General features: G+C 67.5%; 19 protein-coding genes and 1 pseudogene. 7 read left to right on the top strand and 13 right to left on the bottom strand.

The features are described from left to right. Positions 1 to 89 precede the first annotated feature (89 nt). A complete protein-coding gene (locus ACNQVK_RS27850; RefSeq protein ID WP_409549498.1) occupies positions 90 to 239 on the top strand; it encodes a metallothionein in 150 nt (49 codons plus the stop codon). 1 nt (position 240) lies between these two features. Here the strand turns inward: ACNQVK_RS27850 and ACNQVK_RS27845 are convergent, their stop codons facing one another. The 6 genes from ACNQVK_RS27845 to ybaK form a co-directional block, all read right to left on the bottom strand. After that, positions 241 to 786 (bottom strand): M15 family metallopeptidase, encoded by a 546-nt coding sequence (locus ACNQVK_RS27845; RefSeq protein ID WP_418034376.1) that lies wholly within the window; start codon positions 784 to 786, stop codon positions 241 to 243. Between the two features lie 19 nt (positions 787 to 805). Beyond that, positions 806 to 1,726 (bottom strand): LysR family transcriptional regulator, encoded by a 921-nt coding sequence (locus ACNQVK_RS27840; protein ID WP_418032107.1) that lies wholly within the window; start codon positions 1,724 to 1,726, stop codon positions 806 to 808. A gap of 70 nt (positions 1,727 to 1,796) precedes the next feature. Continuing rightward, the gene (locus tag ACNQVK_RS27835; protein WP_418032106.1) at positions 1,797 to 4,217 is read right to left on the bottom strand and encodes a CoA transferase; all 2,421 of its coding nucleotides are present in this window, start codon (positions 4,215 to 4,217) and stop codon (positions 1,797 to 1,799) included. A 5-nt stretch (positions 4,218 to 4,222) separates the two neighbouring features. Further along, positions 4,223 to 5,419, bottom strand: coding sequence for an acyl-CoA dehydrogenase family protein (locus tag ACNQVK_RS27830; RefSeq protein WP_418032105.1), 1,197 nt, complete (start codon positions 5,417 to 5,419; stop codon positions 4,223 to 4,225). 2 nt (positions 5,420 to 5,421) lie between these two features. Beyond that, positions 5,422 to 6,537, bottom strand: coding sequence for an acyl-CoA dehydrogenase family protein (locus ACNQVK_RS27825; RefSeq protein WP_418032104.1), 1,116 nt, complete (start codon positions 6,535 to 6,537; stop codon positions 5,422 to 5,424). A gap of 117 nt (positions 6,538 to 6,654) precedes the next feature. Then, positions 6,655 to 7,146, bottom strand: a complete 492-nt coding sequence (gene ybaK / locus ACNQVK_RS27820; RefSeq protein ID WP_418032103.1) for a Cys-tRNA(Pro) deacylase — start codon at positions 7,144 to 7,146, stop codon at positions 6,655 to 6,657. Between the two features lie 205 nt (positions 7,147 to 7,351). Here ybaK and ACNQVK_RS27815 point away from each other — a divergent pair, with 205 nt between their 5' ends. Together ACNQVK_RS27815 and rsrA are read left to right on the top strand one after the other, a co-directional pair. Next, complete coding sequence (locus tag ACNQVK_RS27815) at positions 7,352 to 7,996, top strand: sigma-70 family RNA polymerase sigma factor (protein WP_164480985.1); 645 nt, start codon at positions 7,352 to 7,354, stop codon at positions 7,994 to 7,996. Further along, positions 7,993 to 8,298, top strand: a complete 306-nt coding sequence (gene rsrA / locus ACNQVK_RS27810) for a mycothiol system anti-sigma-R factor (RefSeq protein WP_211158068.1) — start codon at positions 7,993 to 7,995, stop codon at positions 8,296 to 8,298. The genes ACNQVK_RS27815 and rsrA overlap by 4 nt, the downstream gene beginning before the upstream one ends. An 82-nt stretch (positions 8,299 to 8,380) precedes the next feature. Here rsrA and ACNQVK_RS27805 read toward each other — a convergent pair whose 3' ends face one another. After that, the gene (locus ACNQVK_RS27805) at positions 8,381 to 8,473 is read right to left on the bottom strand and encodes a 50S ribosomal protein bL37 (protein WP_003882799.1); all 93 of its coding nucleotides are present in this window, start codon (positions 8,471 to 8,473) and stop codon (positions 8,381 to 8,383) included. Between the two features lie 136 nt (positions 8,474 to 8,609). On the opposite strand from ACNQVK_RS27805, the gene ACNQVK_RS27800 reads away from it, so the two are divergent. Continuing rightward, positions 8,610 to 8,825, top strand: coding sequence for a biotin/lipoyl-binding carrier protein (locus ACNQVK_RS27800; protein ID WP_003882798.1), 216 nt, complete (start codon positions 8,610 to 8,612; stop codon positions 8,823 to 8,825). 15 nt (positions 8,826 to 8,840) lie between these two features. Next, entirely contained in the window at positions 8,841 to 10,340 is a 1,500-nt protein-coding gene (locus tag ACNQVK_RS27795; RefSeq protein ID WP_044516751.1) for a sensor histidine kinase, read from the top strand. Positions 10,341 to 10,524: 184 nt separating this feature from the next. Here ACNQVK_RS27795 and whiB1 read toward each other — a convergent pair whose 3' ends face one another. From whiB1 to ACNQVK_RS27780, 3 genes are all read right to left on the bottom strand, one after another. Next, a complete protein-coding gene (whiB1, locus tag ACNQVK_RS27790) occupies positions 10,525 to 10,779 on the bottom strand; it encodes a transcriptional regulator WhiB1 (RefSeq protein ID WP_003882795.1) in 255 nt (84 codons plus the stop codon). 259 nt (positions 10,780 to 11,038) lie between these two features. Beyond that, positions 11,039 to 12,001 (bottom strand): diacylglycerol/lipid kinase family protein, encoded by a 963-nt coding sequence (locus ACNQVK_RS27785; protein ID WP_418032102.1) that lies wholly within the window; start codon positions 11,999 to 12,001, stop codon positions 11,039 to 11,041. A 35-nt stretch (positions 12,002 to 12,036) separates the two neighbouring features. After that, entirely contained in the window at positions 12,037 to 12,426 is a 390-nt protein-coding gene (locus ACNQVK_RS27780; protein WP_418032101.1) for a YchJ family protein, read from the bottom strand. A gap of 62 nt (positions 12,427 to 12,488) precedes the next feature. On the opposite strand from ACNQVK_RS27780, the gene aroQ reads away from it, so the two are divergent. Further along, the gene (aroQ, locus tag ACNQVK_RS27775) at positions 12,489 to 12,941 is read left to right on the top strand and encodes a type II 3-dehydroquinate dehydratase (protein WP_418032100.1); all 453 of its coding nucleotides are present in this window, start codon (positions 12,489 to 12,491) and stop codon (positions 12,939 to 12,941) included. Then, positions 12,938 to 13,315, top strand: a complete 378-nt coding sequence (locus tag ACNQVK_RS27770; protein WP_418032099.1) for a hypothetical protein — start codon at positions 12,938 to 12,940, stop codon at positions 13,313 to 13,315. The genes aroQ and ACNQVK_RS27770 overlap by 4 nt, the downstream gene beginning before the upstream one ends. On the opposite strand, the pseudogene ACNQVK_RS27765 reads toward ACNQVK_RS27770, so the two are convergent. The 3 genes and pseudogenes from ACNQVK_RS27765 to ACNQVK_RS27755 form a co-directional block, all read right to left on the bottom strand. Next, a pseudogene (locus tag ACNQVK_RS27765) lies at positions 13,312 to 13,799 on the bottom strand (GNAT family N-acetyltransferase). The gene ACNQVK_RS27770 and the pseudogene ACNQVK_RS27765 sit on opposite strands and share 4 nt — an antisense overlap. Continuing rightward, positions 13,796 to 14,893 (bottom strand): isochorismate synthase, encoded by a 1,098-nt coding sequence (locus tag ACNQVK_RS27760; protein WP_418032098.1) that lies wholly within the window; start codon positions 14,891 to 14,893, stop codon positions 13,796 to 13,798. The pseudogene ACNQVK_RS27765 and the gene ACNQVK_RS27760 overlap by 4 nt, the downstream one beginning before the upstream one ends. After that, positions 14,878 to 15,489: an acid phosphatase gene (locus ACNQVK_RS27755; protein ID WP_418032097.1), complete on the bottom strand. Its 612-nt coding sequence runs from the start codon at positions 15,487 to 15,489 to the stop codon at positions 14,878 to 14,880. Before ACNQVK_RS27755 ends, ACNQVK_RS27760 begins: the two co-directional genes overlap by 16 nt. Positions 15,490 to 15,507 lie beyond the last annotated feature (18 nt).

Genomic DNA, 15,507 nt, shown 5'->3' with positions numbered 1-15,507 from the left:
GACCGATTTGTATTGATTTCGCGGGTTCAGTGCATGGAAAGCGAGGACGATGGGACCAGCCCGCCGGCCGCAGACAAATTGGAGGAGACATGAGCGTTGTCCCGGCAGGGACGGTGCTGACCTGCGCTCACCAGGGGTGTGGGTGCCGGATCCGCGTCGAGACCGAGTGCCATTGCGAAGGCCCGGAAAGCAACTACAAGTGCACGTGCGGCGCCGATATGGTGCCGGTCACCGAATAGGTCAGCCCGCGGCGTTGGGCTGCAGCGGGGGACAGTTGCCCGCCGGGTCGGCGACGAGTTCGAAGTGCCACAACTCGTTGGCATAGATCTGGCACAGCCCGAAGCGCGCGCCGTTGGCGATCAACCAGTGATCGGCCTGCGGACCGCCGACGTCGACAGCCTCACCGGTCACATGCCGGGACGCGGTCGGCGTCTGGACGTACTGGCGTGCGGCCGCGAGGCTGCCGTACGTCTGCACCGCCTGGTCGAGTAGCGACTGCTGGAATTCGGCCGACCGCCACCCCGAGTTGATCGTCATGGTCACGCCGTCGGCGGCCGCGGCATTGGCGGCGTTCTGGATGGCGGCCAGCAGCCGTGGATCCAGCCGGCCGATCGCCGGGTTCTGCACGTCGAACGGGGTCAGGACCTGCCCGTCGGCCAGTGAGCCGTCACCTTGGGTCATCGGGACGGTGTCGTCGACGAGACGGACCTGCGGTGCGGGTGCCGACGTGCCGAGCAGGGCCGCCAGTGCGGCGACGCTCGAGACCACACTTGCCCCCACCATCATCGGCATCACCGGGACCACATTACTGGGCCCGCGCGCGGGCCAATACCACCGCCAATTCAGCCACTATCGCCTCGATCTCCGCCGGGTTCTTCAGCCGATCGGGCACCCAGGCCAACGCGATCCGGGCCGGTGACCAGGTGCTCTCGTCGATGGGCACCAGCGTGAAATCCGGCGGGGAGAAGATCTTGCCGATCAGCGATTCGGGTGCGTAGGGCACCAGCGCGACGAGGTGCCGGTTGGACACCTGGGCGGCCATCTCCAGTTCGCCGGCGAACTGGTTGGTGGTGCGCACGATGCGGGTCACCCCACGAGCGTTGAGCGCACGGGTCAGGCCGGCAAGCATGACGGGATTGGGCCGGGCGAAGTCGATGACGACGTCGCGATCACGCAGCTCCTCGATCGACACCAGATCCTTGGCGGCCAGCGGATCGTCGAAACGCACCGCCACCGCGCCCTGGAAGGTGGCCACCACGCGGTATTGCAGCCGTTTGTCGGAGGTGGGCAGGTGGATCAGCCCGAGGTCGAGGTGACCGGACACCAGCTTGGCCGTCACCTCCGCGGCCGAGCCGGGAACGCTGAATTCGGTCGGCGCTGCGAGGCCGGCGACGGCGGTCTCGACCTGTGCCACGAAATCCGACGGCGCGTAGGCGGTCGCCCCCACCCGGATCGTCGTGGCTCCCTCGGTGAGCTGGACGGCGGTGGCCTTCAATTCGTCGACCTGGCGCAGGATCTCGCGGGCGGGACCGAGCAGTTTGGCCCCCAACGGCGTCAGGCGGACCTCGTGGTAATTGCGCTCGAAGAGCTGTCCGCCGAGTTCTTTCTCCAGCAGCTTGATCTGCTTGCTCAGCGGCGGCGGTGTGATCATCAGCCGGTCGGCGGCGCGCTTGAAGTGCAGTTCCTCGGCGACCGCCACGAAGTAGGAGAGTCTGGTGAAGTCCATGCGGTCATTTCCGGCTGTGCGAGGGCGGTGTTCAACGGGGTGTGATCCCCGAATCGTACGAGACGCGTGATCAGCGTCCCGCCGCTTGCGCGGTCTGTGGAACTTCGAGGACCCCCGCGGCGATCAGTTCATCGACCGCGGCGTCGTCCATATCGAGCAATTCGGCGGCGATCTCGCGGGTCTGCTCGCCGAGCAGCGGTGCCTGCAGCAGTGGCGGATCGGCTATGCGATCAGAATGGATCTGCACGTTCTCCATCGTGAACGGCTCGTCGGCGTGCGGGTGCAGTTCCTCCCGGAAGGCGCGGCGCTGCACGTAGTAGTCCCAGTCGGCGACCTCGGCGGCATGCAGCGCGGCGCCGGCCGGAACACCGGCCGCCTGCAGCAGATCCATCGCCTCGGTCGCCGGGCGCTGTGACGTCCAGGCACGCACGGCCTCGTCGATGCGGCCGCGCTGGGCATCCCGTCCGGTCCGGGTCGCCAGCTGCGCGTCGGCGCCCAGATCAGGACGGTCGATCGCCTCGCACAGCGCGTGCCAATCGGCGTCGTCGCGCACCGTCACGGCGAGCCACCGGTCCTCGCCGGCGGCCGGGAACAGGCCCCACGGCGCATCGTGGACCGGGCGGATCGAGGCTTCGTGCCCGCGCCTCACCAGAACCTCGGCCGCGATCTCGCCGGCCAGGTGGCTGAGCATCACCTCCGATTGCGCGACGCTGACCGAGCCGCCGGCACCCGTGCGCTCGCGGCGCAGCAGCACAGCCAGCGCGCCCAGTGCACCGATCCGGGCGGCCACGTGATCGGGGTAGACGGTGACCGTGTCGCAGAACGATTCCGGTTCGCCCGGGTATACCCACAGGTCCGTGAACCCCGCGGCCGCACGCACCAGCGGGCCGTAGCCCATCCGCTTCGCCCACGGCCCGGTGGGCCCGAACGCCGAACTGTCGACCACCACGATGCCCGGGTTCACCTCTCGCAAGCTCCGGTAGTCCATTCCCAGCGTTTCGGCCACGCCCGGTTTGAAGTTGGTCAGCACGACATCGGACTGGGCGACCAGCCGGTGCGCCAGTGCCCGGCCCCGCGGTGTCCGCAGGTCGATGCCGATCGAGCGCTTGTTGCGGTGGCCGGCGGCGTAGGTCTGCGACATCGAGACCAGATTTCCGCGCAGACCGTCCGGGAACGCCGAGTTCTCGATCTTGATGACGTCGGCGCCGAGGTCGCCGAACAGCCGTCCGGTGTCGGACCCGACGACGATCACGCCGAGGTCCAGCACGCGCACACCTTCCAGCGGAAGGCCCTCGTCGCGGCGTGGGCGACCGCCGAGCAGCGGAGCGACATCGATGCGGCGCGGGTGGCCGGCACTTGGATGTCCGCACACGTTCAGCGGGTTGGCCCGGTGCCCGTCGATCTCGACGACACCCGCAGGCGCCGGTGCCGACATTCCGGGAGACAGGTCGACCTCGTGGAAGTACCCGCGGCTCTCGACCTGTTCGGTGCCCAGGGTTTCGGCCAGGGTCAGCACCGCCGCCGTCGGCACCCCGTGCCGCTGGCCGGCGACCTCCAGCTCGGCCCGGGTCTGCCCGGCGCAGAAGCGCCCGATCTCAGACATCAGCTCCGGCGAGCTGAACCGCACCCGCAGCCGGTCGAACGACGGATCGGCGAACTGAACGGGGCGGCCCATCCACTCGAACATGCCGTGCCACTGGCGTTTTGCCAGCAGACAGATCCGCACGTGCCCGTCCTTGCACGCGATGATCGGGTACCGCAGGCGCTCGGCGTTCCAGTCGCGTCTCTGCGCGCTCAATGCCACGCCGGCCGAGGCCGTGCCTGCCGTCCCGTATGACGGATCGAGAGTCTGCATGGCCCCGTCGAGGATCGAGAAGTCGATGAAATCGCCTTCACCGGTGCGCAATCGGTCCAGGTACACGCTCATGGTCATCACCGCGGCCTGCGCCGCCGCGACGTGGTACGGCAGTTGTGCGGCGGGCGGCACCAGGGGCTCACGTCCCGGGATGCCCGAGCGGGACAGCTCACTGGTGAGCGCGTGTAGCACCGGGGTGGTGGCGTGCCAGCCGCGGTAGCTGGTGTCCCGGCCGAAATCGCTGATGGACAGGATCACCAGGCCCGGGTGTTCAGCGTGAATGTTGCGCGCAGCAAGGGCTTTTTCGGCATCCGAGCCGGGTCGGGTGTCCTCGATCAGGATGTCGGCCCCGGCCAGCAATTGCACCCATCGGTGTTGGTCGTCGGGGGTCGCAAGATCGACGTCGACGGTGTCCACTCCGTGTCGGTTGATCGCGATGCCCACCGATTCGGGATCGACTCCGGCGCCCTCGGCGATGGGACCCGCGGATTCTTCGGTGACACCGGGCAGGTGCACCTGGGTCACCGCGGCTCCGAGGTCGGCCAGCAGGCGTCCCACCGCCGTCATCGGGCCGCGCGACAGGTCGAGGACGCGGACCTCGGCCAATGGTGGGTCGTAGCCGTCCGGGTTGGCCATCGGTGTCAGCTCCGGCGCGCCTGGCGGAACGGGATGTCGCGATCGACCTCGGGTTCCTTGGCCAGTCCCAGGACCCGCTCGCCGATGATGTTGCGCTGGATCTGGTCGGTGCCGCCTCCGATCGACGTGAAGAACGCGTTGAGGGTCAGGAAGTTGATGTCGTCGGCCTCGGGGTTGTCGGGGCCCGCCAAAAGTGCTTCCGCACCGATGATCTCGGTCTTGAGACGTGCCTCCGCATGCAGGATGTGCGACATCGCCAGCTTGCCCAGCGACATGATCGAGCTGGATGTACCTTGTGCCGCTGCGGCTTTGGCGCGGGCGTTGTTGAGGGAGTTGAGTTCACGCAACGCCAGCACGTTCGCCAGTTCCTTGCGGACAGCCGGATCCTCCAGGCGCCCATGCTCGCGGGCCAGGCCGATGAGATCGTCGGCCCGGGTCCGATTGCGCGAGCCGCGTCCGCCGTCGCCCATGATGGACCGCTCGTAGGCCAGCGCGGTCTGCAGCACCCGCCATCCGTTGCCCTCGCCGCCCAGGAGGTAGGCATCGGACACCCGCGCGTCGGTGATGAACACCTCGTTGAAGTGCGATTCGCCGGTGATCTGGACCAGCGGACGGACATCGATGCCGGGCTGACGCATCGGAATCATGAAGAAGCTCAAGCCTTTGTGTTTGGGAACGTCCCAGTCGGTACGCGCGATCAGCAGCGCGTACTCCGACGTGGTGGCACCCGACGTCCACACCTTCTGGCCGTTGACCACCCACTCGTCACCGTCGCGGACCGCGGTGGTGCGCACCGCCGCGAGGTCCGATCCGGCGCCCGGTTCGCTGTAGAGCAGACAGGTGCGGGCCTGTTCGGTCAGGAAGTCGCGCAGCAGGTCGTTCTTGAGCTGTTCGGTGCCGAACTTGAGCGCGGTGTTGGCCGGGATGCTGTATTTGTCCTGGCGCGCACCGGGCGCCTTGACCGCCCGGAATTCCTGTTCGATGACCGCGGCCAGTGGACTCGGGTATTCCCGCCCGAACCACTGGGTGGGGTACGTCGGCACGGCGTAGCCCGCGTCGAGCACCGTCTGCAGCCAGGCCACCCGCTCAGGGGAGCTGACCCACGGATTGGTGGATTTCGGTAGCCCGGACCAGTTCTGGGCGAGCCATTCGCGCACCTCGGTGCGCAGTTGATCGGCGCTGGGCAGGTCGTTGGCAGTCATCTTCAGGCGCCTTTCGACGAGAGGTAGCGCTCTCGGTGCAGTCCCGAGCCGCCGAGCAGTTGCAGGCCGGTGCGGGCGCGCCGCAGGAACAGGTGTGCCGGGTGCTCCCAGGTGAAGGCGATACCGCCGTGCATCTGGATCGCCGACAACGCCGTCGTGTGGTAGGCCTCTGCGCACGCGAATCCGGCCAGAGCGATTGCACCGCCGGCCTTTTCGCTACCGGACGCCTGCTCGGCCGCGGCGTGCTGGGCGGCCGAGGTGGCCGATTCCACCTGCACCAGCAGGTCGGCCGCCATGTGCTTGAGGGCCTGGAAGCTGCCGATGGGGCGGCCGAACTGGATCCGGGTCTTGAGGTATTCCACGGTGATGTCGAAGATCCGCCGTGCCCCGCCTACCTGTTCGCCGGCCAGTGCGATCACCGCGAGATCGAGGGCCTGCTGCACCGCGTCCCACCCGGTGGTGCCGATCCGGCGGGCCGGGGTGCCGTCGAACGTGTACGTCGACAGGGGGACGGTCGGGTCGAAGACCGTTGCGGCCGTGCGCTCGAAGCCCTCGGCATCGGGAGCGATCTGAAAGACGCCGAAGTCTCCGTTGACGCGGGCCACCACCAGGATCACGTCGGATACCTGCCCGTGGATGACGTAGTGCGCGTTGCCGGTCAGCGTGTAGCCGGCGTCCCCCGGGGCATCCGCGACCGCGGCGCGTACCGCGACGCCCTCCCGTGCCCAGGTGCCGCGGGCACCGGTCACCGCGACGGTCCCCACCGAGGTTCCGGCCACCAGGTCGGGCAGCAGACGCTGCTTGTCGGCGTCGGTGCCCGCCGCCTCGATCAGTGCCGACGCCAGGACCGCGCTGGACAGGAACGGTGCCGGCAGCAGCGCAGCCCCGGTCGCCTCGGCGACGGCCTCTAGCTCGAGGGCGCCGAGACCGACCCCGCCGTACTCGCTGTCGACCAGCAGGCCGGTGACGCCCTGGGCGGCGAGCTTGCGCCACAGATCGCGGTCGAACCCGTCGTCGGTGTCGATCACCCGGCGCACGTCCTGCTCGGTGCATTCGCCGTGCAACAGCTCGGAGACCGCGGCGGCCAGTTCCGCCCGTTCGGCCACGCTGATCGTCATGTGCACCCGCCTTCCTCGTCGGGTCCATGCAATCCGGCCGGAGTCGTGGTGTAAATCACTGATCGGCACACCGACAGGTTTCCGATTGCGACATGCCGATGTCGCGGTCTCACCGGTTCAGGCGGGAACGCCGATATCGGCTGTCACCGCCGATGTCGCGCGGATCAGGTCCTCGGGTGACAGCGCGACGTCCAGGCCGCGTTTACCGGCGCTGCAGAGCACCTTGTCGAAGGCCAGCGCCGACGTGTCGACGACTGTCGGCAGGCGCTTGCGCTGGCCCAGCGGGGAGATGCCGCCCACGACGTACCCGGTGGACCGCTGAGCGGCGACCGGGTCCGCCATTTCTGCCTTCGGAACGCCCAGCGCGGCCGCCGCGGCCTTGAGGGACAGCTTCCGGGGCACGGGCAGTACCGCCACCGCCAACCCTTTGGGCAGTGCGATGACAAGCGTCTTGAACACCTGCTCTGCGACTATGCCGTCGGCCGTCAACTGGGCCACGGCCTCGTCGCCGAACGACTCGTTGCGAGGGTCGTGCTGGTAGGCCACCACTTCGTGGTCGATGCCTGCCGCCACCAGAGCGGCGATCGCGGGTGTCGCTGCACGTGCCACGGCGCTCAGCGTAGTCGGGAACATCATGGCCCTCGCATGCTGTTATTGCTCTCGACACCTGCTCAGCGCTACTTGTCCGTAGCACGCTCTAGGATCTGTAAGGAGGATTCTGGTGCCAACCGTATGCCTGGAACGGTCGCCGGATACCCAGTGGTATTCCGGAGCTCTTGGTGGCGCCGTTACAGAAGGGAAGGTGTTTCCCACGATGACTGACGTCGAGCAGGCTGAGCCTGATACGCCGCAGCCTGCCGAAACCGATGCCGAGCTGACCGCCCGGTTCGAACGCGATGCCATCCCGCTGCTGGACCAGCTCTACGGTGGCGCCCTGCGGATGACCCGCAACCCCGCCGACGCGGAGGACCTGCTGCAGGAAACCATGGTCAAGGCCTACGCCGGCTTCCGGTCATTCCGCGAGGGCACCAACCTCAAGGCATGGCTGTACCGCATCCTGACCAACACCTACATCAACAGCTACCGCAAGAAGCAGCGCCAACCCGCCGAGTACCCGACCGACGAGATCACCGACTGGCAGCTGGCGGCCAACGCCGAGCACTCGTCGACCGGTCTGCGATCGGCGGAGGTCGAGGCACTCGAGGCGCTGCCCGACACCGAGATCAAGGCAGCGCTGCAGGCATTGCCCGAGGAATTCCGGATGGCGGTGTACTACGCCGACGTCGAGGGTTTCCCCTACAAGGAGATCGCCGAGATCATGGATACTCCCATCGGGACCGTGATGTCCCGACTGCACCGCGGCCGCAAGCAGCTGCGCGAACTGCTGGCGGACGTGGCCAGGGATCGCGGCTTCATCCGAGGTCAGCAGGTTGGTGCGCCGGAGGAGGTGTCGTCATGAGCGAGAAGCACGATGAGGACGAACGCTGGACCCCGCCGATCGGTCCCGTTGATCCCGAGCACCCGGACTGTGCCGCGGTGATCGCCGAGGTATGGACGCTGCTCGACGGTGAATGCACCGCGGAGAGCCGCGACAAGCTCAAGCATCACCTCGAAGAATGCCCGGCCTGCCTCCGTCATTACGGGGTAGAGGAGCGGGTGAAGCGGCTGATCGCGTCCAAGTGCAGCGGTGAGAAGGCCCCTGACGGGCTGCGGGAGCGGCTGCGCATCCAGATCAGCCAGACCACGATCATCCGGGGCTGACGGGGCGCTTAGCCCCTTGCGGCCAGACGACAAACCGCCCGATCTCCGAAGGGAGTCGGGCGGTCACAGTCAGCCTGAGTGGCTAGCGCACTGACTTCGAACCGGCGTTGGGGCGCTTGCCGTGGTTCGCCTTCGAGTGCTTGCGGTCCCGCTTCTTGCGGCCACGCTTCGCCATGATGATCCTCCAGATGGTGTAAGAGCTTGCTCCCTAGTGTCTCATGACCCGGGGGCGGCGCTGACCACCCGGGGTTGTGGTTCGATATAGGCCGCAGAAGTAGTCGGGTTAGCAGCCGTAGTGAAGTGGGGTGAAGATGGCCGAGGACGTTCGCGCCGAAATCGTGGCCAGTGTGCTCGAGGTCGTGGTTCACGAGGGCGATCAGATCGGTGCGGGGGACACCCTGGTGCTGCTCGAGTCGATGAAGATGGAGATCCCGGTCCTCGCCGAGGTCGCGGGCACTGTGACCAAGGTCAACGTCGCCGAGGGTGACGTGATCCAGGCCGGCGATCTCATCGCGGTGATCGACTGACCTGCGAGACGGCTGATGTCCACCCTCGGTGACCTGCTCGCCGAGCACACCGTGCTGCCCGGCAGCGCGGTGGACCACCTGCACGCGGTGGTCGGGGAGTGGCAGCTGTTGGCCGACCTTTCGTTCGCCGACTACCTGATGTGGGTGCGTCGCGACGACGGCGTCCTGGTGTGCGTCGCGCAGGTGCGCCCCAACACCGCCCCCACCGTATTGCTGGCCGACTCGGTCGGCACACTGGCGGCGGCCGCAGACCTCCCCGTCGTCACCACGGCTTTCGAGTCCGGGGCGATCGGGCGGGGAAACGGTGGTACGCAACGACATTCGCCCGATCTGCCCGGCCTGAACGTGGAAGCGGTGCCGGTGCGGCACCGCGATCACGTGGTGGCGGTGCTGACCCACCAGACCGCGCTGGCCACCCGCCGGATGGCCAGCCCCCTGGAGGGCGCCTACCTGGACTGTGCGAGCGACCTGTTGCACATGCTGTCCGAGGGCACCTTCCCCAATGTCGGCGACCTGGCCATGTCGCGTTCCAGCCCGCGGGTGGGCGACGGGTTCATCCGCCTCGACGGGGTCGGCGACGTGGTGTTCGCCAGCCCCAACGCCATCTCGGCCTATCACCGAATGGGGCTGGCCTCCGAACTCGACGGGCACAATCTTGTGACCGTCACCCGTCCGTTGATCTCCGACCCGTTCGAGGCCCAGGAACTGGCCAACCACGTGCGTGACTCGCTGGCCGGCGGTTCCAGCATGCGGATGGAGGTCGACGCCGGTGGTGCCGCGGTGTTGTTGCGGACCCTGCCGCTGGTCGTGCACGGCGATGCGGTCGGTGCCGCTGTCCTGATCCGCGACGTCACAGAGGTCAAACGCCGTGACCGCGCCTTGCTGAGCAAGGACGCCACCATCCGGGAGATCCATCACCGGGTGAAGAACAATCTGCAGACCGTGGCGGCCCTGCTGCGCCTGCAGGCGCGCCGGACCAACAATCTGGAGGCCCGCGAGGCACTGATCGAATCGGTGCGGCGGGTGTCCTCCATCGCGCTGGTGCACGACGCGTTGTCGATGTCGGTCGACGAGGAGGTCAACCTCGACGAGGTGATCGACCGGATCCTGCCGATCATGAACGATGTCGCCTCGGTGGACACCCCGATCCGGATCAACCGCGACGGTGCCCTCGGTGTGCTCGACGCCGATCGCGCGACTGCGCTGATCATGGTGATCACCGAATTGGTGCAGAACGCCATCGAGCACGCCTTCGACGCGAACACGCCGCAGGGGTGCGTGACGATCCGGTCCGAGCGGTCGGCCCGCTGGCTCGATGTCGTGGTGCACGACGACGGGCGGGGAATGCCCGACGGGTTCAGTCTGGAGAAGTCCGACCGGTTGGGTCTGCAGATCGTCCGCACGTTGGTGACCGCGGAATTGGACGGCTCGCTGGGTATGCACGACGTCGATTCGGGAGGAACCGATGTGGTGCTGCGGGTGCCCATCGGGCGGCGCGGTCGCGGGATCCAGTGAGGCCGGCCGGCGGGTTCACAGGACCTCCACAGTGGGACGCCAGTGCCACTGAAGGAATTACGCAGTTGCGTCAATACGAAATGTGACGACAATTACGCAATTTGCTACGGAAATTGGCACAAAAATAAGCTATGGCCCCGACATTCGTCGGGGCCATAGCTTGCGTCGGATCTGGACCGAAGGGTCAGACTCCGGTGCGGGCCTTGGTGCGGGCGTTGCGACGCTTGAGCGCACGACGCTCGTCCTCGCTCATCCCACCCCACACGCCGGCGTCCTGGCCGGAGTCCAAGGCCCAGGTGAGGCACTCAGTGGTTACGGGGCAACGGTTGCACACCAGCTTCGCGTCAGCGATCTGAGCGAGCGCCGGGCCACTGTTTCCCACGGGGAAGAACAGCTCCGGATCTTCGTCGCGACAGACGGCCTTGTGGCGCCAATCCATAATGATCAAACTCCTCGTTAGACATGTCATGCGTGCGCGGCGAAGCGCACTAGATTTTCTTCGGCTGTTAACGCGTGCACACGAATGTTTCTGCACTGTTGCATTGATGCTTTCACAGGCTGAACAGATGTCAATAGCATTGAGTTAACACGTGGGCAAAGTCACTGGCGGGGTCGGTGTCCCAGCCCCTCGCTCCTGTGTACTACACTTCCAATCTAGCTGCGCCCTAATTCCACCTTAAGCGGTGTGTTTGCGCAGGTCAATCAGTTTTCTTCGTCGGTGCGACGACGCTCAGCGCCTCGGGAACCGACGTGAACGTCATGGTTTCGCGCTCGCCGATGTAATCTCCGTCAATCTGGCACGCGGCAGGCGTGTTACTCGTCACGGTGACCGACGAGACGTTGTCCTCACGGATCAGGTGCTTGGCCTCCAGGCGCGGATTGCGTGCCACCATCTGCCGGACCAGGCGCAGATTCGCCCAGACGTTCATGCTCGTGGTGGCGAACACGCCAAGGCCGGTGTCGAACGTCGTGTCGGGGTTCGTCCACACCGGGCGGCTGTTCGCATACGTCCACGGACTGGAGTTCGACACGAACGCGAAATGCACCCCGCCGACCGGGTCGGCGCCCGGCAGCTGCAGCGTCAGGGTCGGTTCCTTGCGTGCGCTGGCCAGGAACTCGCGGATGGCCACCCGGATGTAGCGCGATGCGGTGACCTTGCGTCCCTTTTCGCGCTGGGCCTCGACGGCCGCCACCACGTCACCGTCCACGCCCATGCCCGCGGTGAACACGCCCCAGCGCTCGCCGCAGTCCATCAGGCCGATCCGGCGCCACGGACGTCCCATCCGATAGCCGCCGAGCAGGTCGACGAGCTGGTTGGTGGCCTCGATGGGATCGGGGCTGATGCCCAGCGCCCGGGCGAAGACGTTGGCCGAACCTCCCGGGACGACTGCCACCGCGGGGGCCAAGCCAGCATCGGGGCGCGTTCCGCAGTCCCCGAGCACGCCGTTGACCACCTCGTTGACCGTGCCGTCGCCGCCGTGCACGATCAGCACATCCACCCCGTCACGGGCGGCGTCACTGGCGATCTCGATGGCGTGACCTCGGTGGTTGGTGTGTTCGACGGTCAGCGTCACCCGGCTTTCCAGCGCATGGGCGAGCAGGTCACGACCCGCCGGGGTGGTCGAGGTGGCGTTCGGGTTGACGATCAGCACGGCACGCACGGGGCATGAGCCTAACCGGGCGAGGTGTCCCGCCGTTATTCGTAGATCTCCCCGTCCACGTAGCGCCACTCACCCTTCACCCGCTGGAAACGACTGCGTTCATGAAGGATGTGCCTGCTGCCGCCGTGGACGTATTGGGCGCGGAACTCGACCACACCGGTGGCGTCGGCCTCACCGCCAGCGTCGGTGTCGACGATCTGTAACCGCCGCCAGGTGATGGTCTCGTCGAGGGTCAGATCGGCCGGGCGGGTGTCGGGATGCCATGAGGTCAGCAGATAGGCGGCGTCGCCAACGGCGAAGGCGCTGAACCGTGACCGCATCAGTGCGACGGCGGTCGGGGCCGGGCGGGCGCCGGCGTGCAGCGGCCCGCAGCAGTCGGTGTAGGCGCGGCCGGTACCGCACGGGCAGAGGTTGACGCTCGACACGCGGTCAGTGTGGCAGGCGTGCGTCTTGCCTGCGGGGACCCCTGCGCCGGTACCGTACGGAGGTGACCGAACGCCCTGTGAAGCCTTGTCTGTTGCTCGTCAACGGGCCGAATCTCAACATGCTCGGCACCCGGCAGCCCGAAATCTACGGGTCCACCACCCTGGCTCAGATCGAGCAGCGGGTGACCGAGTTGGCCGCCGGGTTCGGCTTCGAGGTCCGCGCCGTGCAGAGCAACCACGAGGGCGTGCTCGTCGACGCGATCCAGGCGGCCCGTGGCGAGTGCGCGGGCATCATCATCAATCCCGCTGCCTACAGCCACACCTCGGTGGCGATCCGCGACGCACTGAGTGCCGCCGAACTGCCGGTCGTGGAGGTGCACCTGAGCAATATCCACACCAGGGAACCGTTCCGGCACCACTCGTACGTGTCGGCCGTCGCGCAGGTGGTGATCGCCGGAGCGGGTCCGGCCGGATACGAGTACGCGGTGCGCTACCTCGCGGAGCGGCAGTCGTGATCCAGCCTCCCTCCATCCGGTACGCAGGATTTCTGACCGCCGCCGAAGGGATCGCCGCGCTGATCATGGCGATCGTGCTCCTGGTGCGCGCGGTCGCCGGTGCCGACCAGCACATCGTCAGCGGTTACGGCACCGCGATCTGGTTCGTGCTGATCGGTGCCGGGGTGCTCGCCGGCGGTTGGGCGCTGATCACCGCTCGGCGCTGGGGCCGTGGGATCGCGGTGCTGACCAACCTGCTGTTGCTGCCCGTGGCCTGGTACGTGATCACCTCGCACCACGTCGTGTACGGCGTCCTGGTCGGATTGCTCGCCCTGGTGACGCTGGGTCTGCTGTTCAGCCCGTCCTCGGTGGACTGGATCACCCGGCGCGGTTAACCGCGGCGCTCGGCGGCCAGGGTCGAAAGCTCGGGTTCGGAGACCCGGTAGGTGGTCCACTCGGTCTGCGGCTTGCCGCCGACGGCGTCGTACAGCGCGATGGCGTTGACATTCCAGTTCAGTACCGCCCAGGTCATCCGGGTGTAGCCCTGCTCGATGCATTCACCGGCCAACGTGGACAACAGTTTCCGGGCCAGCCCGCGACGCCGGAATGCCGGACGCACATAGAGGTCCTCCAGGTAGAGCCCGGCGACGCCGTCCCAGGTGGAGAAGTTCAGGAACCACACCGCGGTCGCGGCAACCTGCCCGTCGACCTCCACCATGTGCGCGTACGCCACCGGGCGGTCGCCGAAAAGCGCCGTGTGCATCTGCTTTTCGGTCACCGTGCACTCGTCTGCGGCCCGTTCGAACTCGGCCAACTCGCGAATCATCGCGGTGATCTCGACCTCGTCGCCGGGCCGTCCCGGCGGATCAACTCGCTCATGTTGCCCCTAGTCCAGTCAGGATGGTTCGGAATTTCGTTGTGGTCTCGTCGACTTCGTCATCTGGATCGGATTCGGCGACGATACCGCCGCCCGCACTGGCCAGTGCCGTGTATCGGTCCGCGGACAACACCGCGCAGCGGATCGAGACCACCCAGCGTCCGTCACCTCGGCTGTCGCACCACCCGACGGCACCGGCGTAGAACCCGCGATCGCCCTCCAGTTCGCCGATCAAGGCCGCGGCGCGGTCGGCCGGAACCCCGCCGACTGCGGGAGTGGGATGCAGCGCGAGAGCCAGATCGATTGCCGTGGTGCGCTTTTCGCGCAGCGTGCCCACCACCGGGGTGCTCAGGTGCCACAGCGCGTCGGTGCCGTGCAGCTGGGGCTCTTCGGCGATCTGCAGATCCACGCACAACGGATCGAGAGCCTGGCGCAGGACGTCGACCACCAGCTGATGTTCGTGACGGTTCTTGGCCGAAGCGGCCAGTGAGGCGGCGTTGGCCGCATCGATCTGCGGATCTGCCGACCGCGGTGCCGACCCGGCGAACGGCTGGCAGATCACCGTCTCGCCCTCGCGCGCCACCAACAGCTCGGGGCTCGCACCCACCAGGGCGGTGCCGGCGTGGGAGCCGCCGGCCGCGGACAGGTCGGCCAGGTAGACGGTGGCGGCCGGGTCGGCGTCGGCCAGCCTGCGCAGCACACTGCGCACGTCCCACGGGGAATCCGCGGTCAGCCGCAGCGCTCGGGCCAGCACCACCTTGTCGATCGGGATCTGCGGGTCGCGCAGCTGACGGATCGCCTCGGCCACCCGTGCGCGGTGCACCGGACCGGGCGGCAGGGTGTCGCGGTCCACCACTGCCGGAGGCGGGCTCGCGGGCCAGTCCGGCAGTGCATCGGTGAACCGAACCGTCTCGGGTTCGTAGAGAGAAGCGGGTGACGTCAGGTCGAATGGCAACGCGCCCAGCACAATCGGTGTTCCGTCGCGTAGTGCTGTCTGGGCGTCGGCGATGTCGGCGAATCCGGCGCGCACACCTTCGGCGAGGACGGCGCCGGAGGGACCGGCCAGTACGAACGACGGATTCACTGCGACAGGCACGGGTTGGGGTGACCGGTCAGACCCAGCGCGGTGATCTGGCGTACACCGTGCTCGAAACCGCATACCGCGAGAGAAGCGGGGACCATCGATACCCGGATGCCTTCGGCCACCGGCAGTTCCGTCCAGCGGGTCAACATCGCGCGGGAGAAATGCCCGTGCCCGACGAACACCACGTCCCGGGTGGGTACATGCGCCAGCGCCAACGCCACGGCGCGGTCGGCCCGGTCACTGACCTGCGCGACGGTCTCCCCGCCGGGGCAACCATGCGTCCACACCAGCCAATCGGGCACGGTCTGGCGGATCTGCGGGGTGGTCAGTCCCTCGTAGTCGCCGTAATCCCACTCGGACAGCACCGGGTTGACCTCGTCGACGTGCAGGCCCGCCAGCTCGGCGGTGTCCAGCGCGCGGCGCCGGGGGCTGCTGATCACCAGCGGGTCGCTCAACTGCAGCTCGGCAAGTGCGGGGCGGGCCAGCACGGCCTGTTCGCGTCCGGTCTCGGTGAGTTCCAGCTCGGTGCGGCCGGTATGCCTGCCGGTCGCCGACCACTCGGTCTCGCCGTGGCGGAGCAGGATCAGGCGGTGCAGGCGGTCGCTCACAACGGCGATTCTGCCGCA

The sequence above is a fragment of the Mycobacterium sp. 134 genome, from assembly GCF_048282715.1.
Taxonomy (GTDB): Bacteria; Actinomycetota; Actinomycetes; order Mycobacteriales; family Mycobacteriaceae; genus Mycobacterium; species Mycobacterium septicum.
The sequence above is the reverse complement of the archived record's forward strand: the minus strand, read 5'-3'. Positions and strand labels throughout refer to the sequence as shown.

Excerpts from the sequence above, each read along its gene's own strand:
- ACNQVK_RS27815 (WP_164480985.1), top strand. The coding sequence starts at position 7,352 with ATGACTGACGTCGAGCAGGCTGAGCCTGATACGCCGCAGCCTGCCGAA.
- ACNQVK_RS27825 (WP_418032104.1), bottom strand. The coding sequence starts at position 6,537 with ATGACGATCAGCGTGGCCGAACGGGCGGAACTGGCCGCCGCGGTCTCC.
- ACNQVK_RS27805 (WP_003882799.1), bottom strand. The coding sequence starts at position 8,473 with ATGGCGAAGCGTGGCCGCAAGAAGCGGGACCGCAAGCACTCGAAGGCG.
- ACNQVK_RS27850 (WP_409549498.1), top strand. The coding sequence starts at position 90 with ATGAGCGTTGTCCCGGCAGGGACGGTGCTGACCTGCGCTCACCAGGGG.
- ACNQVK_RS27800 (WP_003882798.1), top strand. The coding sequence starts at position 8,610 with ATGGCCGAGGACGTTCGCGCCGAAATCGTGGCCAGTGTGCTCGAGGTC.
- ACNQVK_RS27845 (WP_418034376.1), bottom strand. The coding sequence starts at position 786 with ATGATGGTGGGGGCAAGTGTGGTCTCGAGCGTCGCCGCACTGGCGGCC.
- ACNQVK_RS27840 (WP_418032107.1), bottom strand. The coding sequence starts at position 1,726 with ATGGACTTCACCAGACTCTCCTACTTCGTGGCGGTCGCCGAGGAACTG.
- ACNQVK_RS27795 (WP_044516751.1), top strand. The coding sequence starts at position 8,841 with ATGTCCACCCTCGGTGACCTGCTCGCCGAGCACACCGTGCTGCCCGGC.
- ACNQVK_RS27830 (WP_418032105.1), bottom strand. The coding sequence starts at position 5,419 with ATGACTGCCAACGACCTGCCCAGCGCCGATCAACTGCGCACCGAGGTG.
- rsrA (WP_211158068.1), top strand. The coding sequence starts at position 7,993 with ATGAGCGAGAAGCACGATGAGGACGAACGCTGGACCCCGCCGATCGGT.
- ACNQVK_RS27835 (WP_418032106.1), bottom strand. The coding sequence starts at position 4,217 with ATGGCCAACCCGGACGGCTACGACCCACCATTGGCCGAGGTCCGCGTC.
- whiB1 (WP_003882795.1), bottom strand. The coding sequence starts at position 10,779 with ATGGATTGGCGCCACAAGGCCGTCTGTCGCGACGAAGATCCGGAGCTG.